Origin of the sequence: Enterococcus sp. 9D6_DIV0238 (assembly GCF_002174455.2) — a bacterium.
GTDB lineage: Bacteria > Bacillota > Bacilli > Lactobacillales > Enterococcaceae > Enterococcus_L > Enterococcus_L dunnyi.
In genome coordinates this window covers 206386-230072 of sequence record NZ_CP147246.1, presented here as the reverse complement: position 1 = coordinate 230072, position 23687 = coordinate 206386, and the positions used below count along the sequence as shown (strand labels likewise).

Sequence of the window (23687 nt, the reverse complement as noted above, 5' to 3'; positions counted from 1 at the left end):
GGTTGTAAAATAAATTTCACAAAGAAATGAGGGTTTGTTTATGTGCCGACTATTGATTGTCAGTGATGATCTACAGGAACAATCGATGCTTCAACAATCGATCAACGATTCTTTCATGAATATAAAAATCCTACCTCCAGCTACAACTGAAGTAGAAGCACTAAAAATCACAGAAGAATTTTTACCTGAGATTTTGTTGATTTCGATTGACCATTTGGACATCGACGGATTTATTGTGAAACGAAAAATAGTTCAAACTTTGCCGAATATCAAAGTGATCATTTTGACTGAACACGAGAGCTTTCAAAGCCTTCATCAGGCTCTGCGCTGTGGAGTCATCGACTATTTACTTACACCCGTTGATTTTGATGAATTGAAAGTTGCGATCGACCGTTGTGTCAGATCCTTAAATCAAGTTTCACTCATGGATATATTAAATAATAAACCAACTGTTTTAGCTAAAGAACAAATCAATACTATCTTAGATTATATTCACGAACACTATAATGAGGAGATCAACTTGACCACCTTAGCTGACATCATGCACCTAAATCGTCACTATGTCAGTCGCTTCTTTAAAGAAGCTGTCGGAATGAATTTCATTGATTATTTAACTGCTTATCGGATTGAAAAAGCGAAACAGCTATTGATGAAAACAGAGGAGCCTATTACTGAAATTTCAGGAACAGTCGGTTATATAGACTCAACCTATTTCAGTAAATTATTCAAGAAAAAAGTGGGACAATCGCCTCATCAATTTCGTAAACAGTATCATGGGGAACATACCCCAGCTGATTTAAGAATTATTTATCAATGAACAAAAAAAATCCACGATAAAACTAGAAAACAGTTTTATCGTGGATTTATATTCTTGATAAACGGTGATAAAAATCAGACCGAGCATTTATACTCTACCTTCAGACTGAAAAATTATTCCGAGTCTGTGTCCTGACCTTTTAATGCATCACCTAAGATATCACCCATTGTGAATCCAGTATTTTCTTCTGGAAGTTCATAATCTTCAACATCTTTTGGTTCTTCTTTAGATTCTGGTTTTGCTTCTAATGCCTTAATACTTAGAGCAATACGATGTTCTTCAGGATTGACTTCTAACACTTTTACTTGGATCGCATCGCCTTCTTGCAGTACTTCATGAGGAGTTGCAATATGTTTATGCGAAATTTGAGAGATATGCACTAAGCCTTCCACACCAGGGAAAACTTCAACAAATGCACCAAAGCTAGTTAAACGCTTAACAACTCCGTCAAGAACAGAGCCGACAGCTGCTTTATTTTCGATATCTTCCCACGGTCCTGCCAATGTTTCTTTGATAGATAATGAAACACGCTCTTCATCTGGATTGATCGAAAGGATCTTGACTTTCACATCATCTCCAACTGATAAAACATCGCTTGGTTTACCGACATGCTGATGAGCAATTTCTGATACATGAACCAATCCGTCAATACCGCCTAAATCGATAAATGCACCGAAATCAGTTAAACGAGCAACTTTACCATCCACGATATCACCATCATGCAATGTTGCTAGAATATCTTTTTTCTTTGATTCCTTTTCAGCTTCAACAACAGCTTTATGAGATAAAATCAAACGATTTTCTGAAGGTTCGATTTCAATGATTTTGAACGTCAACGTCTTCCCTTTGTATTCAGAGAAATCATCTACAAAATGATCTTCAACCATTGATGCAGGAACAAATCCACGTACACCAACATCAACAACTAAACCGCCTTTTACAACATTTGTAACAGGGGCTTCGATGATTTTTCCAGCTTGGAAATCTTGCTCGATCTCTTCCCAAACTTTTTTAGCATCTAAACGGCGTTTTGAAAGTAAATAACTGCCATTTTCTTTATCTTTACCGATTGATGTGATGACTACTAAATCTAATATGTCACCGACTTTAACTAATTCATTGATATCTTCTACTTGAGTCGTAGATAACTCTTTAGCGGGAACTACGCCTTCAACACCGGCGCCTTCAATACCAACAATCACTTGTTTGTCCTCAACGGCAAGTACTTCACCCTTAACGATGTCGCCAACGTTTACTTCTTGGACGCTGTTCATTACATCTTCCATTGTTTCATTGCTGTTTTCCATTTGTTTGTCTTCTGTCATGAATACTAATCCTCCTATGCCACCAAAAATTCGTAAAAAACTGACCTACTCCCTTAATAGTACGGGATTTTCCAGAAAAAATAAAGCGATTTCTCTCATTTTCTTTTTTTTCTTTCAGAGAAGAAGAAATTTTCTTGCTTAAAGACAAAGAAACTATATCCTTATCTGATTTGTAAAGGTGAAAGTAGCATTTAACTAGCTGCTAAAATACCTTGCTCAATCGCTGCTACGACCTCTTCTATAGTTAAACCTGTCGTATCGATCTTCACTGCATCTTTCGCTTGCTTCAAAGGTGACACAGCTCGAGTTGAATCAAGGTGATCGCGCTGCTCGATTTCTTTTTTCAATGTTTCAAAATCTGTTGTGATTCCTTTTTCCTGATTTTCTTTATAACGTCTTTCTGCCCGTTCTGAAACACTGGCAACCAAAAAGATCTTGACTTCCGCATCTGGCAAGACTGCTGTACCGATGTCTCGGCCATCCATCACTACTCCTCCTGCTTGACCGATCGCTTGTTGCAGTTCGACCATTTTTTCTCGAACTTCTTTATGTTTCGCAACGATCGAGACAGCGTTTGTAACATCCGGCTGTCTAATTGCTTCCGTGACTTCATTGTTGTCGACAAAAACTAATTGCGCTTTATCAGTTTGCTTAAATGAAATCGTATGCTCCAAACATAATTTGACTAAACCCGTTTCATCTTCAAAATCAATATTCTTTTGGATCGCTAAATAGGTCAATGCACGATACATCGCACCTGTATCACAGTATATATAATTTAGTTTTTTAGCTAAAATCTTTGCTACAGTACTTTTGCCGGATGATGCCGGACCATCGATTGCAATACTAATCTTTTTCATAATGCGCTCCCTTGTTTATCACATAGTAAAAGAGTCTGGGACAAAACGATCACTGTTTTGCTTCAGACCCTTAATAACAGCAGAAAACATTGGGACATTTCCTGCTGCTTTATTTTTTATTATTTTACACGTAATTGATCACCTGGTTGCAGTGTTTCGTCGCCAGTCATACCATTCAATTGTAATAGTTCCTCTAATGTTATGCCGTTTCTTTGAGCAACTTGGTTAGGACCTTCTCCAGACTGAACAGCATCATAAACTGCACCAGTCTCTGTTTGACTTGATGATGGTGTTGTTACACCATTTGGATCTGTTTCACCTTCTGATGATGAAGTAGACTGCTGTTGAGATTCACTTGATGACGAAGGTTGTGTCGTGCTGTTTTTAGTTGACGATTGAACGACAACTGACGATGACGGCTGACTCGCTTGTTTACTTGCATCAGGCTTTTTATCTCTCATTACATAAAGGTAAGTTCCTACTGGAAGTGAAATGATCAATAGTAATAAGATAACTAAAATCGTTAGAAAAACTGTGTTTCCTTTCTTTTGTTGACGCTTTTCTGAACGAGAACCTCCCGCACCCTTTTCTGTATCATAAATTGACTGCTCCCATGGTTCGCGTACACCATTTTTCTTATCTCGTTTACTCACGTATCTGTTCCTCCTAAAAATTCTCTTTTGCTATTATACCACAGCTTTTTCTATGCTGCAGTCTAAAAAAAGATTATTTTCATTCTTTAAATAATCTTATCAAAATGTCCTCCCACCGATCGAGGATTTCGTTTTCTTCTGGTGATTGTACTATTTGTGCTTGATAACTGTCAAAGGATAAGCCACAATTATCACAGCAGAATCTTTGATGATTTTCTTCTACTTCCTCTGAGAAATACTGTTGAATGAATCGACGTCGGCAGTTTGAATGCTGGATATAGTTTAACATAATTCTCAATTGTTGTTGACGTTCTTTCTCTTTTCTTAATAATCTTTGTTCCAACTCTTCAATTGTATATTCTTGATCCAGAAACCCTTGAATCCATTTTTGTTGGATCTCACTCAATTCTAAATCTGCCAGTTCATTTTCAGAAAGTGAAGATATCAATGCATGTAGGATTTCACGATCCATCCGACTTTCAGTTTGAAAATAATAATGGATCGATTCATCGCCTTTTTGATAAAGTAAGATCGCAATACTTTCCAGTCCATCTCGTCCTGCGCGACCGATTTCCTGAACATAATTTTCTAAACTATCTGGACAGTCATAATGAATAACAAAACGAACATCTGGTTTATCGATGCCCATTCCAAAAGCATTCGTCGCACATAAGACATCTAGTTGATTTTGGACAAACTGCTGCTGCAGTAAGCTGCGTTCAACAGGAGTCAAGCCGCCATGATAATACGCTGTTTTCAAGTTCGTTTGTTCTTTGATAAGACGGTCAAGTGCTTCGGCTGTTTTTCTGGTCGCACAATAAATGATCCCTTTTTGTTTCAATTGCATCAGATAAGAAATCAGCTGTTCTTCTTTTTCCGTCGTTTGATCGACCATGAGTCCAATATTTGGCCGATTGACAGAGTATACGATTTGCGACACTTCTCGGCTGTGAGAAAACAATTGAGCGATGATTTCCTCCTTGACTGCTGGTGTTGCGGTAGCCGTTAGTGCTAGAGTCAAAGGAAAATCACATTCTTGCTGAATTTGAGCAAGTTTCGTGTACTCTGGTCTAAAATCGACACCCCATTGAGCAACACAGTGCGCTTCATCTACAACAAATAGTGACACGGTCTCTTGAGCAAGCTTTGTCCGAACATCTTTTTGCAGTAATGTTTCAGGACTGACAAAAATATAGTTGTATTGACTCAAATGAGCCAACACATATTGTTTTTCAAAAAAATTCAAGCTGCTATTTAACGCTATCCCTCTTGTTTCTCCTTGCTTTTGTAATTGAATCACTTGATCTTCCATCAAAGATAGCAAAGGCGATACGATAATAACCAATCCTTCAGTAAGTTTTCCGATCATTTGGTAACAAAGTGATTTCCCTGTCCCTGTCGGCAAAACAGCCAAGGTATCTTTTTTATCCAGCAATTGCTGGATCACTTCTTTTTGTCCTGGTTTAAATGTAGAAAAGCCAAATTTATCATGTAAAAACTGCTCTAGATCGATCATGGCAATTTATCAGCTCTTTCTTTTTTTAGTTTTTCAATTTGATATAACCGATATTCAAAATAATCAAGTTGTTCATTTTCTTGTTTTAAGGAACGATATATCCATTGTGGACATGGGCTGGAAAGCTGGTCCAAAAATCGATAAGTTTCCTTTGAAATATAGTGTTCAAAAGGGATCTCTTCTGTTAAAGCAAGTTCCAGTAAATGATCTTGAATCGTACTTTTTTTCATCCCTCTTTGTTGTGCAATTGTTTCGATTGAAGTCTCTTGATGTAAGTAGCTTTTTGTTTGATTCATACTCTGATTATCATTTTTTGTTATAAAGGGTTGAATCGATTTTTTTAAAAACGTTTCTTTCGGCATATTTTCAATCTCATAGAGTAAATGGTGCAGCCGATCTTTTTTTATTAGAAGCTGTTCAAATGGAGTTGATTCTTTCTGCAGTATTTGAACGGCGATCTTGCCGGTTTGCTGATAACCAGAAAATTGCTGGGCAAAATAATCAGCTTCGCTTTTTGATAAACGTGATAGTAAAAAATGCCATTCGGCTTTCATCGTTTGAATCAATTGTTTTTTTGAAACGGATGCGATTCTGCGTTTTAAGTAAACTTGATAAAATGGTGATTGCTCGAGCGGGATATATTCTTTATCTCCATAAGATAAATGAGACGTCACTTGTACTAAAAATTGCAAAAAACGCCAGATTTCTTCGTCTGTTTTGCCAAAGCGATAATTATCCAACCAATGAATTGATTGATCGCTTTCTGATAATAATCGTTTTCCTTGCGTTGTTATCTGAACCTCTCCCGTTAAGTCTGTTACCAATAATTGAGCTTCGTTCAATGTGTGTATCTGCCTGTTGAATTCCTGTTCCGACAATTCTGGACACAGTTGAAAAAAACGAAGATTTTCATAAAGAAAACCATAGACTAAAACGGAGCTTGTTCGCTTTCCTTTTAAAAGGTGATATAATGTCGATGTTCGAACCTTGTATCCGTGCTGAAATAACGTTAAAATAAAGTGCGGCTCCATTGTTTCACCTCTTTAAATGCTAGAATAGGATGTGTCACTATGTTATGTAAAATAATTCCAGATAAATGTATTGCCTGCGGGCTATGTCAAATCTATGCGCCTGAAATTTTCGATTATGACGATGATGGGATCGTACTCTTAAATCATGATCATTCTGCCCAACAGGAAATGATCAGTGAAAATGAACAGTCTAATGTCTTAACAGCGTACCGCAAATGTCCTGTCCGTGCAATAGAGATCACTGAAAAATAAAGAATAACAGAAAATGGATGCCATTTATCGCCTCCGATTCTGTTATTCTCTATTTTTTTACTTTATATTCCTTAGCCAGTTTATTAAGTGTTCAGCTATTTCATGTTGTTGTTCTTCGTTATCGATTGATGCAGGATGATCCCCTTTTTGTTCGCCATAGCTTCCAAAACCTGCGTGATTCCCTCCGCTTATTTTTTCATAAAGCGTCTGTTTCGGTAAATATCTTTTTGACTCATCATAAGCTGTCCAGTTCAATACGCCATCTTCTGAACCTGTCAACGATAAAACCGGTCCTGTAAATTTCGCTAAACTTCCTTTTTCATCTGGGTAACTTGCAAGAAAAAAAACACCTTTAGGAGCAGCTTGTTTCTCTTGGTCTGCTGCGAAACGACTAGCCATGACACCACCCAAAGAATGTCCTCCGATCACATAATTGCTCAACTGGTTCTTTTGGATCACTGCTTCTGCCTTGTTTTGTCCTAATACTGCTAGATTTAAAGGTTGTTTCACTAAATAAACTGAGTATCCAGCTTCAGCAACTTGTTCAGCCCACAAACTGTAACTAGTATTTTCTACTAAAGCACCTTGATAAAAAATCACTGATGGTTTTTCTGGATCACCTTTAAATACTAAAGTCCCATTTTCATTTTTGGCTTTTTCAGCACTTTCGATCGCTGAGGTAGTTGGCGTATAGGTGATCGTTTTAAGATAAAACAGACCGATCAACAGCAGCGCAACAATCACTCCTGCTATCCAAAGCAAGCGTTTTTGCCATTTTTTCAATTTTAGATTCGCCCCTTTCTTTTCCCTTATATTTTATCAGAAAGAAGCACATTAGCAGATAATTTTGTTTTCAAATAAAAAAAGAATCGAGGATGCTCCCCGATTCTTTCATCTATACATTATTTCATTATTGGTTTTTTATTTCCTAACTGATGTTGTTTCCTAGAAAGCCATGGTAATAACTTGGCGTGAAGGACTAAGAAAACAGCACTCACGATAGCTCCTTTGATTAAATTGAATGGAAGAATACCGATCGTTACATATTTCGCTAAAGACATTCCTAAAAATTCTCCAGCTGACACACCAAACAGCTTCAAATAAATTGGCGTAATCACAAAGTAGTTGGCCACACTCATAAATATAGTCAGACTAAAAATGCCTGTTATTACACCTAATACCTTATTTGTTGTTTTATGGCTTCCTCGTTCAAAAAAGTAATACATTGGTAAAGTGAACATTGTGGTTGCAAAAAAGCTTGCAGCATCTCCCACAAAATTTTGCGGCGATATTCCCGTTGTAAACAAATGCAATGCAGATCGGATAAAAGCCGTACTGATTCCTGCTAACGGTCCAAATAAGAACATGCCGATCATGACTGGAATATCACTAAAATCGATTTTTAAAAAACTGAATGCTGGCATAATCGGAAAATCCAAGAATTGTAAAACCACACTGATTGCTGCTAGCATTGCTACACTTACCATTTTTTGTACCTTGTTGTTTCGCATATGAAATCCTCCTGTTAAGGACCCATCTTCAAATGAACTTTTCTAAACCAACACTTTCAACTAAGACTCTCGTTTAACTGTGAGCAGCGCTTGATGACCTTCTAATTATAAGACCCAAAAAACTCAAGTGACTCAAAACGGTAACAACTTCTGCTAAGCATCATACCTGATCTTGCACGGTCATAGATCATAAATAACATCATCTACTTCTAATTAATTAATTTTAGGTACATTAACTTTTAGCAGTTGATGAGATCGAAGCCTAGCGTAGTGATTCACAGCAAAAAAACTCTATTTTCCAACAGGGAAAATAGAGTAGAGTTATCTTATTTGAAAAATGCCAATTCAAATAAGCCCTATCTTCTTTATCCAGACTTTACTGTCGGTATTGGATTTTCACCAATTCAACTACTTCAAAAGAAGTAGGTCGTGGACTATAACCACCGGTCGGGAATTTCACCCTGCCCCTGAAGACGAACCTTTATTAATTTTTTAGTACAACTACAGTATACAACCTTTTTGAGAAAAATCAATCTTTATGTTCATATTATCACATAACTTTTCATTTATTCAGACAACATTTGCTAGCTTCACATTGTTTCTTGAATAATAATGAAACTATATACATTAACTGAGGGGACCGAAACAGTTGCTTCTGTTTCCAGCTTTTATAACGTTTTAGAGTGCGAAGCAAAACCATTTTTTAGTTTTGTCCCGCACTCCTTCTCTCTTTATTTTGACTGGTTCATCAACACGCTGATTTCTTTTTTATTCAACGAACGGTACTCACCCGGACGAAGTCCTTTTAATGTTAAATCACCGTATTTTTCTCTTTTAAGTTTTTGAACTGGATAACCAACTGCTTGGAGCATATTTTTCACTTGGTGGTTACGCCCTTCATGGATCGTCAATTCGACAATACTTGTATTTGTCTTTAAATCAACAGAAATGATTTGAAAAGCTGCTGGCGCAGTTTTATAGCCGTCGATTTTGATTCCTTTTGTTAAGGGAAGAAAATCATGCTTTTTAGCTAAGCCTTTGACCTTTGCTACATATACTTTATCTACCTCATGGCTCGGATGTGTCAAACGTTGTGAAAATTCACCATCATTTGTCAATAACAGCAATCCTGATGTGTCATAATCCAATCGACCGACTGGATAGATTCGTTCTTTGATATGAGTAAAGTAGTCAGTAACGACTTTCCTTCCCTTATCATCTGATACTGCTGAGATCACTCCTTTAGGCTTATAGAACAAATAATAACCGTACTCTTCTTTATAGATCGGCACATTATCGACTTCTACTAGATCACTTTTCCCAACTTGTGTTCCAAGTTCACGTACGATTTTTCCATTTACTTTGACCCGACCATTCACAATATATTCTTCTGCTTTTCTGCGGGATGTGATGCCGGCATGAGCAATTACTTTTTGAAGTCTCTCCATTTAGCTTTCTTCCTCCGATTCGTTGATCTCCGTTTGTTCTTCTTCATTTAATTCTTTATAGCGGTCAAAAAAGAGGTCTAATGGCAATTCTTCAGCGATTTCTTCTTCCATTTGCTGAATATCCGGCAACTCTTCTAATGATTTTAAACCAAAATAATCCATGAAATAGGCAGTCGTCCCATATAAAATTGCACGCCCCGGGCCGTCTACTCGCCCTTTTTCTTCTATTAATTGACGTGCAACCAATTTTTGCATGGAACCTGCCGACTGAACTCCTCGGATCTCGTCAACCTCTACCCTTGAAATTGGTTGTTTATATGCTACGATCGACAATGTTTCTAATGCAGCTTGTGATAAAGCATTTGAAATCGGTGACTGCGCATATTTTTTCAACAATGGCGCAAAGATTTTTTTTGTTGATAAGACAAAATGATTGCCAACTTCTAATATATTCAATGCAGATCGATCATCTGCTTCATAGCGCTCTTTTAATGCAGTCAGTGCTTCGTAAGTTTTCGCTGTAGAAAGTTCTAATAAATACGATAATTCTTCCAGTCCGATTCCTTCTTCACCAACAACGAATAGAATCGCTTCGATTTGACTAATTGTGGTCACGCTGTTTCCTCCGTACTAGATTCGATCTCATTTGCTGTATTGTACAGCAAAATCGTGCTGTAATTTTCTTCTTGCTCAACCTGGATCAACCCTTTTTTCATCAACTCTAATAAAGCCATGAAAGTTGTGACGATCTCTTGTTTTGAATGGGATGTAAAAAAATCTTCAAAATTCACTGGTGTTTGCCGATCGATTTGAGCCATCTTTTGTGAGATCGCAGTTATTTTTTCTTCGATCGACACATCATCTCCAGCCACTGTCGTTTCTACAGGCTGTCGATTTTTTTTCTTTTCAAGCATTGCATGAAAAGCCAAAAATAAATCGATCGTATTTAATTGATTGGGTTCCAGCAAAGGATTGTCTTCCTTATATTCATCGACATCCATTGGTTCTTTCGTAAAATAAAGACTTCGTTCAGACTCTTTTTCATGTAAAAGTCCTGCTGCATATTTATATTTACGATATTCCAACAATTGGGCAACAAGTGCATCCCGCGGATCTTCACCAGTTAAAAGCTCATCATCATCTGTCACTTCCAACTCTTGTTTCGGCAACAGCATTTTACTTTTGATAGCCATCAATGTTGCTGCCATAACGATATATTCTCCAGCCACTTCCAGTTCCAAGGTTTTCATCGTGTGAATATAATTCATATATTGTTCTGTTACAGCAGCAATCGGAATATCGTAAATATCAATTTCAAGTTTCTTGATTAAATGTAAAAGAAGATCAAGCGGTCCTTCAAATACATCTAACTTTACATTCATTTCTTGCAAGATCATCCAACTTTCTTTTTCGACTCTCTAGTTTACCATAAAAATTATTCATTGTGTTCTTTCCATTTAGATAAATAAGCAGAAGTGGCAGCAGTGCCGTATAATTTCAGCTCTGGATATCGCTCCAGCACTTCGTTCAAAAGCTCAAAGCCAAGTTTTTCGCCACGAAAAGAAGGCGTGATCGAAATATCATGAACGACTATCCCAACAGAATCTTCTAACTCGATCCCTATGATTCCTTGGATATTCTGTTCTCCATCCGGTGTCCAAAGAAGTAAATGAAGATTTTCGTCATTTTCATACATATCGATTTCTTTCAACAACGAACGATATTCTGTCAGTTTTTGGTGGAAACTCAACAAACCCATAGCTATTTTTCGCTGTTCTTTTCTATAATACGTTAACATGATCTCACCTTCTTCTGTAGAGTACCTACTTTGATCAGGCTCTTGGAAAATGCTGTTTATAAACATCTGCCATTCGCTGTTTTGTGATATGAGTGTATATCTGAGTAGTTGAAATATCCGCATGCCCAAGTAGTTCCTGGACGATACGTAAATCTGCGCCATTTTCCAACAAATGAGTAGCAAAACTATGTCTTAAGGTATGCGGTGTGATATTTTTATCGATCCCCGCTTCTTGGACGATCTGCTTCAAGTTTTTCCAAACTCCCTGACGAGAAAGCGGCTTGCCATGATGATTTACAAATAGATGTGTTTCATTGGGATTTTTTTTAGTTAACATAGGCCGGGCTTCTTCTAAGTACTTTTCGATCCATTGTATCGCATAATCCCCTAAAGGAATGATACGTTCTTTGTCTCCTTTACCAATCGTTTGTAATAATCCGATCGATAAATGTAGATCGCCAATTTTTAAATCTACAAGCTCACTCACACGTAATCCTGTAGCATACATCACTTCTAGGATCGTACGATTTCTGATGCCTAATGGTTTTGTTGTATCCGGGGTTTCGATCAAAGCCGTAACTTCCTCTATCGAAAGAGTACTAGGTAGTTTTTGCGCTTTTTTCGGTGAATCGATATGTTGCATCGGATCATGATCTGTCAGGCGTTCCTGTCTCAAAAATTGATGAAACCCTCTCAAAGTCGAGATCATACGAATGATCGTAGCAGAAGAATTACTGTCATTACTCAAGGATTGTAAATATTCCATGATTATGTATCGGTCAACTGATTGCCAAGAGTCTAGTTGTTGTTCTTTCAAAAAGGCATTATATTTATGTAAGTCGCGTTCATAGCTTTTTCGTGTGTTAAGGGAAAGTCCGCGTTCGATTTGCAAGTAGTGCAAATAATCGGTTATTTGTTCTTCCATTCATTTTACCTCATTTCTTTTTATTATCATATCAAAGAATGCTGACCTCTGACTAGTCTCCACAAGAAAAAAGCATAGCCTCTTCTCTCTAACACTTTAAAAATGACTGAAATATAACTCATCAAAGTCATATCTCAGCCACTTAAGGATTTAAGTTCTTGTTAATCCACGTATTGAGTTAGAAATTTATTGACCTCTTCCTTGTAGCCTTTTGGATCAATAGAATAGGCCTTCGCGTGTTCAGCACCTTCAACAACATATTTTTCTTTTGGTGCGTCAGTTGCATTATACACCTCATCCAGCATTTCAAATGGGACAAATGTATCAGCATCACCATGAATAAATAGCATCGGTGTTTTATTTTTTTTCAATTGCGCAACAGAACTTGCTTCACCAAAGAAATAGCCTGCACGAATTTTAGTGATCATACTTGTTACTGGAATCAATGGAAAGGCCGGTAAATTAAACATGTCTTTCAATTGATAAGTCAATTCATCATTGACTGAAGAATAGCCACAATCTTCAACGATCGCCTTAACATTTTGAGGCAATTTTTCACCACTTGTCATCATGACTGTCGCCCCGCCCATACTAATCCCATATAATGTGATTTGTGCATTTTCTCCATTTTTTTCGATCATTTGGTCGATCCAGTTAAGATAATCTTTACGTTCCGGCCAGCCAAAGCCGATATATTCTCCTTCACTTTCACCATGTCCGCGAGCATCAGGAACTAAAACATTATATCCCCAGTCGTGATACATTTTTGCAAACTTCGCCATTGTTTCTGCGGTTCCCATATAACCATGAGCCATAATCACATTTTTATCCGTTTTGTCATCCGCTGGCAAATAGATGGCATGAAGCTTTAATCCATCTTCCGATTTTATTGACCAATAAGAACGGTTTTGATCATCTTTGAACCACTGTTCTTCTGGACTTTTTGCCTCTATATTAGTGCCTGGAGTATCTCCTGCTAAAAAATCTTTTTCAGAGGGAACCACTGCGTAATTATAGAAGTACATCCCTGCGCCGATCAAGATGATCGTGATGACCACAAAAACGGCAATCAATATCTTTACTATTTTTTTCATTTACTGACCCCTTACTTCATAATAGTGCTTTATCATTGAGAATCACCATTTCTCTCAACGTATTATTCACTTTTTAAATCCTTAAATAGTATAAAGTTTTATTCTCTTTTTCGCAATCTTAATCACAAATCATTTCACTTTTTTCATGCTGGTAATCATGAAAAAGCATCTCATAATTTTGTTTGATCGTTCGCGCTTCAGAAAGTTTCAGTGAGTAAATTTCTTCAAGTGTAAAAAAAGCTGCGGCACTTGTTTCAATACCCGGCTTGATTTTTTGACTAACTGGCTGACATCGTATAAAAAATTTATACACATAGGTCAATGATGGCGGGTATTCATGTTTGGCTTTATCTAAAACTGCTATTAGTCGTTCCGCTTTGACTTTTAGTCCTGTCTCTTCGAGAACTTCTTTTTCCGCAACTTCTTTGGGAGAATACCCGATATCAGCCCAACCACCCGGTAAAGCCCAAGAATCATCACTTTTTTCTTTAACCAATAATAATTTACCTTCTTGATTGAAAACAACTGCTCGAATATCGACTTTGGGTATCGCATACCCTTCATCTTTGTCGAAAAATATCATAAGTTCTTGTTCAGATAACTCCGGATATAGTAAGTGAGTGAGTTCTTTAGCAACGATCGAGAGTTCCTCGTATCGTTCTTGATCAAAAATATCTTTGCCAAACTGTTTACCAGTCTGTGCGATCCCTTGAAGTTTCGACAATAAAATACTTAATTCCTTCTCCAATACTACCACCTCATTTTACCTATTATACCAAAAGGAATAGCTATTTACGCAGAATGAACAAAAAAAGGACTGAGACATAACTCTACAAGTTACGACCCAGTTCCTTTAAAAATGAATAAACAGTGAAAACAAAAGTAAATACTAAGCTTCAACCATACCGGCTAGCCAAATTGTAACTGCTGAAGCACTAAGACTTGAAGGCCTAGAAAATAAGCTCAACTCTTCTGTCTCAATTTCATTGTTTTTTCAATTATTTTTTGTTTTCGATCAATTTAAAACTTGACCATGGTTTTAGAAAGTCTAATAAAAATAGTTCGTCATCAGAGATACGGCCAACCACATTTACCCGACCATCGTTTTTCATTGGCTTCAGTGCAATTTGTGTTTCTCCTTTATATTGACCATAACCCACATTGTCGATCAAAACATCACCTTTAGTCATGTCGATCGTATTATGCGCTGGAAATTCACGATCTTTGAAATGGATACGGGTCATTGTAGAACGTAAAATATATTCTGAGCGATCACCGCGGTAACTGTGCAGACTAGTAAATAAAACTTCTTTTTCATCATCTGAAATATCAGCTGCGACATCTACTTTTACAGAAGGATATTCGGCATTGAAGGCCTCTGCCATTGCTTTTAATTCAGCTTCTGAAGCATAAGCGTTCCCTACTAAAATATCATCGATCAAGCCCGTTAAAACAAGATGTTTTACTTGTGTAGCAATTTCAAGATCACGATGATCTTCTAGCGAACACAAGCCATCTTGTGTCGGCCACGGACCAAACGTTGCGTCATGTGAATTCACAAAGGCCATTGTATTTAAATTATATTTTCTGAATTTCTCAGAACAAAAAACAAAGTGATCATAACTTAAACCTGAATAGCGGTGCGGATAAAAATTATGTGAACCTAATAAATTCTCCGTGTTAGGTGAATAGCTCATGATATTATCAACATAACTTGTACCGGTACTCATATTGATTTCTATTTTGATTCCATAAGGGTTACGGGTCATTTTTGCTTCTTCCGCTCCAGTAAAACCGATATCTAAACGTACACCATAAGCGCCCATTTCATTGAAGAATGATAAATCATCATAAGAAATCTCTAATTGTTCAAATAAAGCAGGATTGATATCTACCATTACTTCCATGCCCAGACTATTTGCGTAGTCTACGACTTTTTTAAATTCTGCTAATACTTTTTCTTTATTTTCTGTAATTTGAAGCAAGCTGGTAAATACACGTTTGAATCCATATTTATGCGCTAAGTCTAAATATTCTTTATCCTTTTCAAAAGTTGAACGTTCTGGATAAATCGAAATGCCTAATTTTCCCATTGTGCTGCCCCCTAAGAGTTTTATTGATTATAATGTATCCATTATCATTATAGCAGAATGAAGAAAAGTGGTCTACACCTTTCCTAAATTTTAAAAAAAATCTATTTTGACTAGCAGTTATATCGATCATTTGTTATCATGAAATGTAAACTATTTTTGAAAGGAAGAATTAACCTTATGAAAACAAAAAAATTCATTGCTGCTGCTACACTTCTAGCATCATTAGTGTTCTTTACAGCATGTGGATCTAAAACAGAAAACAAAGCAGATTCATCTTCAAGCTCAGAAACAAAAACGTCTGAATCCGTTGACCTAAATGCTTTAGAATTACCTCAACTATCAGAAAAAGTTAGTGAAGATGAAGATTTAGTTGAAATGGTCACAACAGAAGGCACGATCGAAATCAAGCTTTTTCCAAAACAAGCACCAAAAACAGTTGAAAACTTTATGACTCATGCAAAAGACGGTTATTATGACAATGTTACTTTTCACCGTGTGATCAAAGATTTCATGATCCAGGGCGGCGATCCTAAAGGTGATGGGACTGGCGGAGAAAGTATCTGGGGCGATTCATTTGATGATGAATTCAGCAACCAACTATACAATATTCGCGGTGCACTATCTATGGCAAATGCTGGTACAGATGCTGACGGCAACGGAACAAACGGCAGCCAATTCTTTATCGTCCAAAATGATGAAGATGTTTCTGATGGACTATTGAAAGATGACTACCCACAAAAAATCATTGACGCTTATAAAAAAGGCGGAACACCATTCTTAGATGGAAAGCATACTGTCTTCGGTCAAGTGACCAAAGGAATGGACGTTGTCGATAAGATCGCTTCAGCCGAAACAGACGAAAGTGACAAACCGAAAAAAGATATCCGTATCGAGAAAATCAACATTTTACAAGAAGCTAAATAATGATAAAATGAAACCGGACATGACCTTGTGTTATGCTTCGGTTTCTTTATTGTTCTTAATTAGGAGGTACGTATGATGAAAATAGTTATTGCGGGTCCTGTCGGTAGCGGGAAAACTACATTTGCCAGAGAATTAGCTAAAGAACAAAAAGTTCAACTATATGAACTTGACAATCTTATTTGGCAACGAACACCACAAGGAGATCAACGCTTTTCTAAAGAGAAATCTGCACAACTATTGCAAGATATTTTAAACTATCCAGAATGGATCATTGAAGGGACTACCACTCAATCTTGGATTCAGGATGCATTGATTCAAGCGGATAGTGTTTTACTTTTACTCCCACCTTATCATATACGCCTATATCGTATTCTGAAACGCTTCATCAAGCAAAAGCTGCAACTAGAACGAGCAAATTACACTCCAACGATGAACTTGTTAAAAATGATGTTTGTGTGGAATCATCACTATGAAACAAAAAATAAATTGGAACTGCAGCAATTGATTGCAACAAGTCCTGCTAAACTGCATATTTTAAAAGACCGAAACGCTTATTCTGCATACAAAAAAATGATTGAGACATAACTAGTTGCGTCATATCCCCATCATAATGTATTTTGTCTATTCTTTTTTAACCTATTTTATCTAGTGCTTGTTGCGGTACTTGGTCTTTTGTTACTTCTTCATAAGTTTCAACATGGGCACCCTTATTATAAATTTTTAAATAGCGATCTTGGATCAATTCATGATCTGCCGTGAAGGTGATTGCTCGTTTTTTGCCTTCTTTATCTACTGCTTCTTGTTTATATACCGCAATACCGTGTTCAATAACTTCATTAGCTTCTTTAGTCTTCACATAGACTTCACCTTCTGTAACCAATGGATTCAATTGATCCAATACACCTGGAAGCTCGCCAGACTGATTTTGCGTGTATGCTTTAGCTCCAAAAAGAGCAGCTGCTCCAAGTAAAAGAAAAATTCCGATCGTTTTAACTAATTTCATTTTTGTTCCTCCAAATTTATTTGATAAAACTACTTTAACAATAAATGTAAAAAATGAAATCAGACAAATTAATGAATTTTCTTTCCAACCTTCGACCTACTTTTTTCTAAGACCAGCAGTACATAAATGCCCAGTTCAATTATTTTTGAAAATAGCGATGATTTCTTCTTTTTTCAAGCTCATGATTCCAGAAGTACTTAACGAGGCCAATCCAGTCGCAATGACCCAGACTTTGATAAATAACTTGTTTAAATTTTCTGGTGAAATCGCTGTATAACGTTCGTCTCCTTTTAAACTTTTAGTGAATAAGTCCAAAGTCAACTGATTGATTTGTTGGCCATATGAATGATGCTCAACAAATAGAACGATAAATAAATTTCTTTTTGTCTTAGCGAATTCAATGTAATTCAAAACGAAGTTGATTAAAAAATCGTCCGATTGAATCGTCGAAAAATAGTCTTTCTCCAGAGATTTATAAATTGTTTGTAGCAGCGTCAATTTTAAATCTTCCATATTTTTGAACTCCAAGTAGATCGGCTGAGTTGAGATTCCCATGTGCTCAGCTACATTTCTTGCAGTTATTGCAGAAAAACTTTTTTTTTCTAGTAAATCAGAGGCAGCAGCTAAAATATGTTGCTTTTTATATACTTTTTTCCTAACCAAAAAAATCCCTCCATACCTATGCTTCTTTAAATATTTATTTAAATTCCATTTATTATTATTACATTTTACACTGTTTTAAGTGTTTATTTTCTCAATAATTATAGATATGGTGGAAAAATATGATAATTTTCAAACGAAATACGAAATAAGATTGACCAATCAGAGTTTGACAGGATATAGTAAACTTATCAATCGATAACGGAGGTAGTCTTCATGTCCAGCGATCAGCATTCGCGTCAGCCATTTTTTTTACATACTGATAAAAAAACAGAGAAAGAAATCATTCAAAACAGAAATTATTACCTTTTGATCGGCTACTGTCTACTCCTGATCTTGATCGGGCTGAGTAGTGAATCTTTCAATACACTTTTAGGAGGCATGCTTCGGATTTTAACTTCTCCTAGTAATTTACTTACTGATTACATTGCTTTAGGTAGCTTCGGCAGTGCCTTTGTTAATAGTGGTTTACTCACCTTATTTAGTGTACTGATTGCTAAGAAAGAAAAAATCCCTATCAATGGTGCTATGATAGCTGCGTTGTTCACTGTATCGGGGTGTTCTTTTTTTGGAAAAAATATGTATAATTCTATTCCAATTATCATTGGTGGAATTTGTTATGCTAAAATTGTCAAAAAGCCCTTTTCTCAATTTATTGTCGTTAGTTTATTCGGCAGTGCATTGTCACCGATCATTAGCTTTTTCACTTTTGGCTTATCGATCCCTTTGATGTTTTCTTTGCCATTAGGCTGCATTATCGGTATTTTTATCGGTTTGATCTTGCCGCCACTCGCTTCTCATGTTCTAACTTTCCATCAAGGATTTTCTTTATATAATGTTGGATTCACTTCTGGATTGATCGCTATGATGTTTACTGGTGTACTTAGAATGTTCGGCGTGAGCATCGAAGGAAAAAACGTTGTATCTGACGATTATCATAATCAATTACTATTTTTTATGTTATTTTTATTTTTTATGTTATTTATTGTAGGGTGTATCATTAACCACTTTTCCTTTAAAGGGATCAAGGAGATCAGTCGCACCTCCGGGAAATTGATTACTGATTTTACATTTATCTCAGGAATTGGTGCAACAATGATGAATATGGCTTTTATGGGGTTGCTCCTGATCGGTTATACTCAGTTTAGTCATTGTACTCTTAATGGCCCCATTGTTGGTGCTATCCTATCAGCAGTCGGCTTCAGTGCTTTTGGTAATCATCCATTAAATAGTCTCCCCTTGCTTATTAGTGTCTTTTTCACTGCACAATTATCATCTGTTTTTGCTGTCGATCAGACAACTGTAGCTCTAGCTGGAATTTTTGCCACTGGGTTGGCGCCGATCGCTGGATATTATGGTTTTCACTATGGTCTTGCTGCCGGTTTCTTGCATATGTCATTGGTTACTAATGTGAGTTACCTTCATGGTGGATTAAATCTTTATAATAACGGATTTTCTACTGGTTTTGTTGCGGCTGTCATGGTACCATTACTAGATAATATTTTACAAATCAGAAAGGTGAAACAACATGCAAGAAAGAGAAAAAGCTAAGCGTATTATAGATGAGCTTCTCACTTATTTTTTTTCAAATGATATTGAGGACATCCGAATTGGACTCGATTTTACATCTGAAGGTTTTTATATAGAAATGCAAGGACAAACCAAAGACGAACCAGAAGGTGTTTTGAACTTATTGGAATTGTTGAATACACCAAGAGATTTGAGTATTGAAAGCTATTATGATGAACTGCTGGGCATCACCCATCATGAAGAAGAAGATTATCATTTACTAGGTTTAATGATCGACGAGGCCGAAATCAATTTTGACTCTCCTATTTTCGATATTAAAGTTTTTAGAAAAAAATGATCGTAAAAAGCTTGATATAAAAGTATATTAAAAAATGTACTGGGACATAACTCTTAGAGTTAAAACCCAAGTACATTTTTTTAATATACAGCACGAGCTCCGCCAATCAATTTCGGTCGACTATACAAAAAAGTCGTATGCGCTTCACCAATTTCCTTGATAGTTGTTCTGATTGGGATCTGTACATGTTTCACATGCATGCCGATAGCCGTATCTCCTATATCGATTCCTCCTCTAGCAACGATTTTTTCTACCACGACTGGATCAGTAAATAAATGAAAGGCTGCAACAGCAGCTGCGCCGCCTGCATGAAGGGCAGGAACAACAGACACGATTTCAAAATCATGTGCTTCAGCAACTTCTTTTTCAATGACTAATGCCCGATTGATGTGTTCACATCCTTGTACAGCAAGGTATACCCCTTTTTTATCCAGATGCTCTTTTAGAGTCGAAACGATCCCTTCACCAATATCAAGTCTAGAATTTTGACCGATCACGCCACCAAATATTTCGCTGCTACTGCACCCTAAAACAAAAATGTCTCCAGCTTTGAATGACGTTTTTTCAAAATATTCTTGTATCCCTGTCGTTAACTGTTCCTGATAGCTATTTCGTTCATTCATCACTCACGCCTCCCGATCTTATTCATTTTGTTCATTATGCACAAGATTTATTCTTTAGTCAAAAAAATCGTGAAAAATAACTCAATGAGTTACCTTTCACGACCTTGATCTTATTTACCATCTACGATATTTAAACGAACTTTCTTAGGTCCATCCACGCGTACACTGTAAACAATCGTACGAATTGCTTTAGCAACACGGCCTTGTTTACCAATAATACGACCAATATCTTCAGGTGATACAGTTAAATTATATTCTAGAAAAGCATCAGACTCTTCTACTTCCAATTTAACCATCTCAGGTTGACTGACTAATGGACGAACGATAGTTAAAACTAACTCTTTCACATCTGCCATAATCGGTCACCTTATTTCTTTTCTAATTTAGCTTCGTGGTGTTTTTTCATAACGCCTTCTTTTGAAAGGATGTTACGAACTGTATCTGAAGGTTGAGCACCTTTAGACAACCAGTCTAAAACTAAATCTTCTTTTAAAACTACTTCTGCAGGATCTTTCAAAGGATTGTAAGTCCCAACAGTTTCGATGAAACGTCCATCACGTGGAGAACGAGAATCAGCGACTACGATACGGTAAAAAGGACTCTTTTTAGAACCCATACGTTTTAAACGAATTTTTACTGACATTTTATCTATTACACCTCCATTAACTTAATCACAAATGTTAGTTTAACAGATTTCAAGTGTGCTGTAAAGAGTTTTTTCTTGACACCCTTAAAATTGCTTCATTCTATTGATCTATACAGTTTTTCATCTTTTTATGATATACTACTATTACCTTGGCAGGGGCAATTATTTGCTTCAAAAATCAGTCTGGCGATTTTCTCTTGAGAAGAACCAGACTGATTTTTTAAAACACTGAAACGTAATAGTCGAAGCATGCTTTTTGCTTGAAACCGATCGACTGATAGAGGCCCATAGCAGCTGCATTCGTTGACTCAACTTCTAAATAAATTTGTGAGTAGCCTTCTCTTTTTAATTGTGAAACAATCGTTGTTAAAATTTTACGACCGATTCCTTTTCCGCGTTGGTCAGTTCGAACAACAAAGCCATGAATTCCACACTCTTCTTGATTTTTTTCGAGTCGAATACTGGCTATGAGTTCTTTCCCTTCTTTAAGCACAAGAGTTTTAGCCAAATCGACTTCATCAATCGGCTGAATCTTATCAAACTCTGATTCTCCATCCAGCTGTGCGATTTTACTAGCATCAGCTTTTTCAGCTGATACTAATGAGCACTCTTCTGAATGGATTTCTGTCTTACTATCGAATAACATCGCATATTCTGAGAAAGAGTGGCTATAAAGTTTCATTTCTTTGATGAAAGATACAATCAAGTTATCTCTTTGGTCAACGATCCATAATAACCGTACAAACTTTTTTTTCTGAGCAAAGATGCGTGCGGCTTCATGCATAGGAGCAATTGCTTCATTAGTCGTTGCAATCATAGTTACCTCTAACTCCTCAGGGTCATAGCCGCTTAACGCTGTATAGCCCAAAAGCTCTTCATCTTTCCAGAGCAACAGATGCTGGACTTTCTCCGTCGATTCCATAAAAAAACTTAAGTCTAACTTATATTCCACACCAAGTAATTGTTGATTTCTAGCTTTTAACAGCTTGATCTGGCTTAACTCCGTTTCACTGAGCTGTTGCTTTATACTAAGATTAATATCGAGTTCCTCACCTTCATGCTTTTTTACTGAATTGTAGCTTAATTTGAACGAAACAGCAATCCTATTTTGATCTAATTTATACTAAAATAGAGACAAGCATCAGTTCACCAAATCAAAATACAAAAAACTACCCAACTTTGAAAAATCGGGTAGTTTTTTTAATGAGCTTACTGTTAAATTATTTTTTCTTCTTTTTCTTCTTTTTGTTTTTCTTGACCATTCGGTTCATTGCCATTTTCCCAAGTTTTCCTTTGATACCGCCACCCAGCATTTGATCCATACCAGGGATATCCATATTACCTTTAGACATTTGCTGCATCATTTTCTTAGATTCTTTGAACTGTTTGATCATTCGGTTGACCTCAACAACACTATTCCCAGAACCTGCTGCGATCCTTCTGCGTCTACTTGGATTCAGTAAATCAGGATTTTCTCGCTCTGCTGGTGTCATTGAAAGCACCATAGCTTTTTTACGTGCAACATCTTTAGGATCTACTTTGACATTTTCAAGACCAGGCATTTGACTCATGCCAGGGATCATTTTTAAAAGATCTTCAATCGGTCCCATTCCCATGACTTGATCTAATTGCTCGATAAAGTCATTGAAATCAAAGCTGTTTTCTTTCATCTTTGTTGCAAGTTCTTCAGCTTTTTTCTCATCATAATCCTGCTGTGCTTTTTCGATCAGCGTCAGCATGTCTCCCATGCCTAATATACGGCTGGACATACGATCTGGATGGAAAATTTCTAGATCAGTTAATTTTTCACCTGACCCAATAAATTTGATTGGTGCACCTGTAACAGCACGAATAGAAAGCGCCGCACCACCACGCGTATCCCCATCTAATTTTGTGATCACGACACCAGTGATACCTAGCTGCTGATTGAAGCTTTCTGCAACATTCACCGCATCCTGTCCTGTCATTGCATCAACAACAAGTAAAATTTCATCTGGTTCAGCGACTGCTTTGATTTGTTTCAATTCATCCATGAGCGCTTCATCAACATGAAGACGTCCTGCTGTATCGATCAAGACGTAGTCATTTTTCTGCTCTTTGGCTAAGGCCATCCCTTGACGGACGATCTCAACAGGATCAGTATCTGTTCCCATATCAAAGACAGGTACATCTAATTGCTGACCCAAGACTTTCAATTGATCGATCGCCGCTGGACGATAAACATCAGCTGCGATCATTAAGGGACGCGCTTTTTCTGTTTTGATCAAGTGATTTGCTATTTTACCGCCGAAGGTCGTTTTACCAGCCCCTTGTAAACCAGCCATCATAATGACTGTTGGAATTCGTTCGGATTTATTCAGTCCCACCGTTTCAGAACCTAACGTTGCAGTCAATTCTTCATCTACGATTTTAACGATTTGTTGGGCAGGTGATAAACTTTCTAAGACCTCTACACCAACGGCACGTTCCCGTACACGCTTTGTAAAGTCTTTTACTACTTGTAAATTTACGTCTGCTTCTAATAACGCAAGACGAATTTCTCTCATCATTTCTTTTACATCTGCTTCAGAGACTTTCCCTTTGCGACGTAATTTACTCATTGCCTGTTGTAAGCGGTCTGTTAAACTTTCAAAAGCCATAC

General features: G+C 36.9%; 29 protein-coding genes and 1 riboswitch. Of the genes, 7 read left to right on the top strand and 22 right to left on the bottom strand.

Features of this window, described 5'->3' with window-relative positions:
* The first annotated feature begins 40 nt into the window (after positions 1-40).
* Positions 41-817, top strand: coding sequence for a helix-turn-helix transcriptional regulator (locus A5889_RS01085; protein WP_087640041.1), 777 nt, complete (start codon positions 41-43; stop codon positions 815-817).
* 113 nt (positions 818-930) lie between these two features.
* On the opposite strand, the gene rpsA is transcribed toward A5889_RS01085, so the two are convergent.
* Positions 931-2142, bottom strand: coding sequence for a 30S ribosomal protein S1 (rpsA, locus tag A5889_RS01080; protein ID WP_087640040.1), 1212 nt, complete (start codon positions 2140-2142; stop codon positions 931-933).
* Positions 2143-2333: 191 nt separating this feature from the next.
* Positions 2334-3002 (bottom strand): (d)CMP kinase, encoded by a 669-nt coding sequence (gene cmk / locus A5889_RS01075; protein WP_087640039.1) that lies wholly within the window; start codon positions 3000-3002, stop codon positions 2334-2336.
* Position 3003: 1 nt separating this feature from the next.
* Here cmk and A5889_RS16465 point away from each other — a divergent pair, with 1 nt between their 5' ends.
* The gene (locus A5889_RS16465) at positions 3004-3231 is read left to right on the top strand and encodes a hypothetical protein (protein WP_140405323.1); all 228 of its coding nucleotides are present in this window, start codon (positions 3004-3006) and stop codon (positions 3229-3231) included.
* On the opposite strand, the gene A5889_RS01070 is transcribed toward A5889_RS16465, so the two are convergent.
* The 3 genes from A5889_RS01070 to A5889_RS01060 all read right to left on the bottom strand — a co-directional run bounded on the left by A5889_RS01070 (position 3122) and on the right by A5889_RS01060 (position 6202).
* Positions 3122-3655 carry an SAG1386/EF1546 family surface-associated protein gene (locus tag A5889_RS01070; RefSeq protein WP_087640038.1) on the bottom strand — a complete coding sequence of 178 codons (534 nt, stop codon included), beginning with the start codon at positions 3653-3655 and terminating at the stop codon, positions 3122-3124. The two genes, A5889_RS16465 and A5889_RS01070, sit on opposite strands and share 110 nt — an antisense overlap.
* 79 nt (positions 3656-3734) lie before the next feature.
* Positions 3735-5171, bottom strand: coding sequence for a RecQ family ATP-dependent DNA helicase (locus A5889_RS01065; protein WP_087640037.1), 1437 nt, complete (start codon positions 5169-5171; stop codon positions 3735-3737).
* Positions 5168-6202: a helix-turn-helix domain-containing protein gene (locus A5889_RS01060; protein WP_087640036.1), complete on the bottom strand. Its 1035-nt coding sequence runs from the start codon at positions 6200-6202 to the stop codon at positions 5168-5170. The genes A5889_RS01065 and A5889_RS01060 overlap by 4 nt, the downstream gene beginning before the upstream one ends.
* A gap of 39 nt (positions 6203-6241) precedes the next feature.
* Here A5889_RS01060 and A5889_RS01055 point away from each other — a divergent pair, with 39 nt between their 5' ends.
* Entirely contained in the window at positions 6242-6454 is a 213-nt protein-coding gene (locus tag A5889_RS01055; RefSeq protein WP_087640035.1) for a ferredoxin, read from the top strand.
* Between the two features lie 57 nt (positions 6455-6511).
* Here A5889_RS01055 and A5889_RS01050 read toward each other — a convergent pair whose 3' ends face one another.
* The 10 genes from A5889_RS01050 to A5889_RS01005 form a co-directional block, all read right to left on the bottom strand.
* Positions 6512-7237: an alpha/beta hydrolase gene (locus A5889_RS01050; protein ID WP_087640034.1), complete on the bottom strand. Its 726-nt coding sequence runs from the start codon at positions 7235-7237 to the stop codon at positions 6512-6514.
* Between the two features lie 119 nt (positions 7238-7356).
* Positions 7357-7965, bottom strand: coding sequence for an ECF transporter S component (locus A5889_RS01045; protein ID WP_087640033.1), 609 nt, complete (start codon positions 7963-7965; stop codon positions 7357-7359).
* A 354-nt stretch (positions 7966-8319) separates the two neighbouring features.
* Positions 8320-8444, bottom strand: a riboswitch (FMN riboswitch).
* 252 nt (positions 8445-8696) lie between these two features.
* Positions 8697-9413, bottom strand: a complete 717-nt coding sequence (locus A5889_RS01040) for a pseudouridine synthase (RefSeq protein WP_087640032.1) — start codon at positions 9411-9413, stop codon at positions 8697-8699.
* The gene (gene scpB, locus A5889_RS01035; RefSeq protein ID WP_087640031.1) at positions 9414-10028 is read right to left on the bottom strand and encodes an SMC-Scp complex subunit ScpB; all 615 of its coding nucleotides are present in this window, start codon (positions 10026-10028) and stop codon (positions 9414-9416) included.
* Positions 10025-10804, bottom strand: a complete 780-nt coding sequence (locus A5889_RS01030) for a segregation/condensation protein A (protein ID WP_176372793.1) — start codon at positions 10802-10804, stop codon at positions 10025-10027. Before A5889_RS01030 ends, scpB begins: the two co-directional genes overlap by 4 nt.
* A 44-nt stretch (positions 10805-10848) precedes the next feature.
* Positions 10849-11211 carry a GNAT family N-acetyltransferase gene (locus A5889_RS01025; protein ID WP_087640029.1) on the bottom strand — a complete coding sequence of 121 codons (363 nt, stop codon included), beginning with the start codon at positions 11209-11211 and terminating at the stop codon, positions 10849-10851.
* Positions 11212-11245: 34 nt separating this feature from the next.
* A complete protein-coding gene (xerD, locus tag A5889_RS01020; protein ID WP_087640028.1) occupies positions 11246-12136 on the bottom strand; it encodes a site-specific tyrosine recombinase XerD in 891 nt (296 codons plus the stop codon).
* A 161-nt stretch (positions 12137-12297) separates the two neighbouring features.
* Complete coding sequence (locus tag A5889_RS01015) at positions 12298-13230, bottom strand: alpha/beta hydrolase (protein WP_087640027.1); 933 nt, start codon at positions 13228-13230, stop codon at positions 12298-12300.
* A 118-nt stretch (positions 13231-13348) separates the two neighbouring features.
* Positions 13349-13987 carry an NUDIX hydrolase N-terminal domain-containing protein gene (locus A5889_RS01010; RefSeq protein WP_254909547.1) on the bottom strand — a complete coding sequence of 213 codons (639 nt, stop codon included), beginning with the start codon at positions 13985-13987 and terminating at the stop codon, positions 13349-13351.
* A 241-nt stretch (positions 13988-14228) separates the two neighbouring features.
* Positions 14229-15323 carry a DUF871 domain-containing protein gene (locus tag A5889_RS01005; protein WP_087640025.1) on the bottom strand — a complete coding sequence of 365 codons (1095 nt, stop codon included), beginning with the start codon at positions 15321-15323 and terminating at the stop codon, positions 14229-14231.
* A 177-nt stretch (positions 15324-15500) separates the two neighbouring features.
* Between A5889_RS01005 and A5889_RS01000 the strand changes: the two genes are divergently transcribed.
* Complete coding sequence (locus A5889_RS01000; RefSeq protein ID WP_087640024.1) at positions 15501-16247, top strand: peptidylprolyl isomerase; 747 nt, start codon at positions 15501-15503, stop codon at positions 16245-16247.
* A gap of 75 nt (positions 16248-16322) precedes the next feature.
* On the top strand, positions 16323-16832 hold the full coding sequence (locus tag A5889_RS00995; protein WP_242585290.1) for an AAA family ATPase: 510 nt from the start codon (positions 16323-16325) through the stop codon (positions 16830-16832).
* 46 nt (positions 16833-16878) lie between these two features.
* Here the strand turns inward: A5889_RS00995 and A5889_RS00990 are convergent, their stop codons facing one another.
* Positions 16879-17250, bottom strand: a complete 372-nt coding sequence (locus A5889_RS00990; protein ID WP_087640022.1) for a YxeA family protein — start codon at positions 17248-17250, stop codon at positions 16879-16881.
* 135 nt (positions 17251-17385) lie between these two features.
* The gene (locus A5889_RS00985; protein WP_087640021.1) at positions 17386-17913 is read right to left on the bottom strand and encodes a TetR/AcrR family transcriptional regulator; all 528 of its coding nucleotides are present in this window, start codon (positions 17911-17913) and stop codon (positions 17386-17388) included.
* 213 nt (positions 17914-18126) lie between these two features.
* Between A5889_RS00985 and A5889_RS00980 the strand changes: the two genes are divergently transcribed.
* Together A5889_RS00980 and A5889_RS00975 are read left to right on the top strand one after the other, a co-directional pair.
* Positions 18127-19461: a DUF1576 domain-containing protein gene (locus tag A5889_RS00980; protein ID WP_087640020.1), complete on the top strand. Its 1335-nt coding sequence runs from the start codon at positions 18127-18129 to the stop codon at positions 19459-19461.
* Positions 19439-19777 (top strand): hypothetical protein, encoded by a 339-nt coding sequence (locus A5889_RS00975; RefSeq protein WP_087640019.1) that lies wholly within the window; start codon positions 19439-19441, stop codon positions 19775-19777. The genes A5889_RS00980 and A5889_RS00975 overlap by 23 nt, the downstream gene beginning before the upstream one ends.
* An 80-nt stretch (positions 19778-19857) precedes the next feature.
* On the opposite strand, the gene A5889_RS00970 is transcribed toward A5889_RS00975, so the two are convergent.
* The 5 genes from A5889_RS00970 to ffh form a co-directional block, all read right to left on the bottom strand.
* Positions 19858-20403, bottom strand: a complete 546-nt coding sequence (locus A5889_RS00970) for a TIGR01440 family protein (RefSeq protein ID WP_422389708.1) — start codon at positions 20401-20403, stop codon at positions 19858-19860.
* Positions 20404-20510: 107 nt separating this feature from the next.
* Positions 20511-20756, bottom strand: a complete 246-nt coding sequence (locus A5889_RS00965; protein WP_087640017.1) for a KH domain-containing protein — start codon at positions 20754-20756, stop codon at positions 20511-20513.
* Between the two features lie 11 nt (positions 20757-20767).
* Positions 20768-21043: a 30S ribosomal protein S16 gene (gene rpsP / locus A5889_RS00960; RefSeq protein WP_010761445.1), complete on the bottom strand. Its 276-nt coding sequence runs from the start codon at positions 21041-21043 to the stop codon at positions 20768-20770.
* A 223-nt stretch (positions 21044-21266) separates the two neighbouring features.
* Entirely contained in the window at positions 21267-21968 is a 702-nt protein-coding gene (locus tag A5889_RS00955) for a GNAT family N-acetyltransferase (protein WP_087640016.1), read from the bottom strand.
* A 298-nt stretch (positions 21969-22266) separates the two neighbouring features.
* Positions 22267-23685, bottom strand: a complete 1419-nt coding sequence (gene ffh / locus A5889_RS00950; RefSeq protein ID WP_087640015.1) for a signal recognition particle protein — start codon at positions 23683-23685, stop codon at positions 22267-22269.
* Positions 23686-23687: the final 2 nt, after the last annotated feature.

Excerpts from the sequence above, each read along its gene's own strand:
- A5889_RS01085 (WP_087640041.1), top strand. The coding sequence starts at position 41 with ATGTGCCGACTATTGATTGTCAGTGATGATCTACAGGAACAATCGATG.
- rpsA (WP_087640040.1), bottom strand. The coding sequence starts at position 2,142 with ATGACAGAAGACAAACAAATGGAAAACAGCAATGAAACAATGGAAGAT.
- cmk (WP_087640039.1), bottom strand. The coding sequence starts at position 3,002 with ATGAAAAAGATTAGTATTGCAATCGATGGTCCGGCATCATCCGGCAAA.
- A5889_RS16465 (WP_140405323.1), top strand. The coding sequence starts at position 3,004 with ATGCGCTCCCTTGTTTATCACATAGTAAAAGAGTCTGGGACAAAACGA.
- A5889_RS01065 (WP_087640037.1), bottom strand. The coding sequence starts at position 5,171 with ATGATCGATCTAGAGCAGTTTTTACATGATAAATTTGGCTTTTCTACA.
- A5889_RS01060 (WP_087640036.1), bottom strand. The coding sequence starts at position 6,202 with ATGGAGCCGCACTTTATTTTAACGTTATTTCAGCACGGATACAAGGTT.
- A5889_RS01055 (WP_087640035.1), top strand. The coding sequence starts at position 6,242 with ATGTTATGTAAAATAATTCCAGATAAATGTATTGCCTGCGGGCTATGT.
- A5889_RS01045 (WP_087640033.1), bottom strand. The coding sequence starts at position 7,965 with ATGCGAAACAACAAGGTACAAAAAATGGTAAGTGTAGCAATGCTAGCA.
- A5889_RS01040 (WP_087640032.1), bottom strand. The coding sequence starts at position 9,413 with ATGGAGAGACTTCAAAAAGTAATTGCTCATGCCGGCATCACATCCCGC.
- A5889_RS01025 (WP_087640029.1), bottom strand. The coding sequence starts at position 11,211 with ATGTTAACGTATTATAGAAAAGAACAGCGAAAAATAGCTATGGGTTTG.
- xerD (WP_087640028.1), bottom strand. The coding sequence starts at position 12,136 with ATGGAAGAACAAATAACCGATTATTTGCACTACTTGCAAATCGAACGC.
- A5889_RS01015 (WP_087640027.1), bottom strand. The coding sequence starts at position 13,230 with ATGAAAAAAATAGTAAAGATATTGATTGCCGTTTTTGTGGTCATCACG.
- A5889_RS01005 (WP_087640025.1), bottom strand. The coding sequence starts at position 15,323 with ATGGGAAAATTAGGCATTTCGATTTATCCAGAACGTTCAACTTTTGAA.
- A5889_RS01000 (WP_087640024.1), top strand. The coding sequence starts at position 15,501 with ATGAAAACAAAAAAATTCATTGCTGCTGCTACACTTCTAGCATCATTA.
- A5889_RS00995 (WP_242585290.1), top strand. The coding sequence starts at position 16,323 with ATGAAAATAGTTATTGCGGGTCCTGTCGGTAGCGGGAAAACTACATTT.
- A5889_RS00990 (WP_087640022.1), bottom strand. The coding sequence starts at position 17,250 with ATGAAATTAGTTAAAACGATCGGAATTTTTCTTTTACTTGGAGCAGCT.
- A5889_RS00980 (WP_087640020.1), top strand. The coding sequence starts at position 18,127 with ATGTCCAGCGATCAGCATTCGCGTCAGCCATTTTTTTTACATACTGAT.
- A5889_RS00975 (WP_087640019.1), top strand. The coding sequence starts at position 19,439 with ATGCAAGAAAGAGAAAAAGCTAAGCGTATTATAGATGAGCTTCTCACT.
- A5889_RS00965 (WP_087640017.1), bottom strand. The coding sequence starts at position 20,756 with ATGGCAGATGTGAAAGAGTTAGTTTTAACTATCGTTCGTCCATTAGTC.
- rpsP (WP_010761445.1), bottom strand. The coding sequence starts at position 21,043 with ATGTCAGTAAAAATTCGTTTAAAACGTATGGGTTCTAAAAAGAGTCCT.
- A5889_RS00955 (WP_087640016.1), bottom strand. The coding sequence starts at position 21,968 with ATGGAATCGACGGAGAAAGTCCAGCATCTGTTGCTCTGGAAAGATGAA.
- ffh (WP_087640015.1), bottom strand. The coding sequence starts at position 23,685 with ATGGCTTTTGAAAGTTTAACAGACCGCTTACAACAGGCAATGAGTAAA.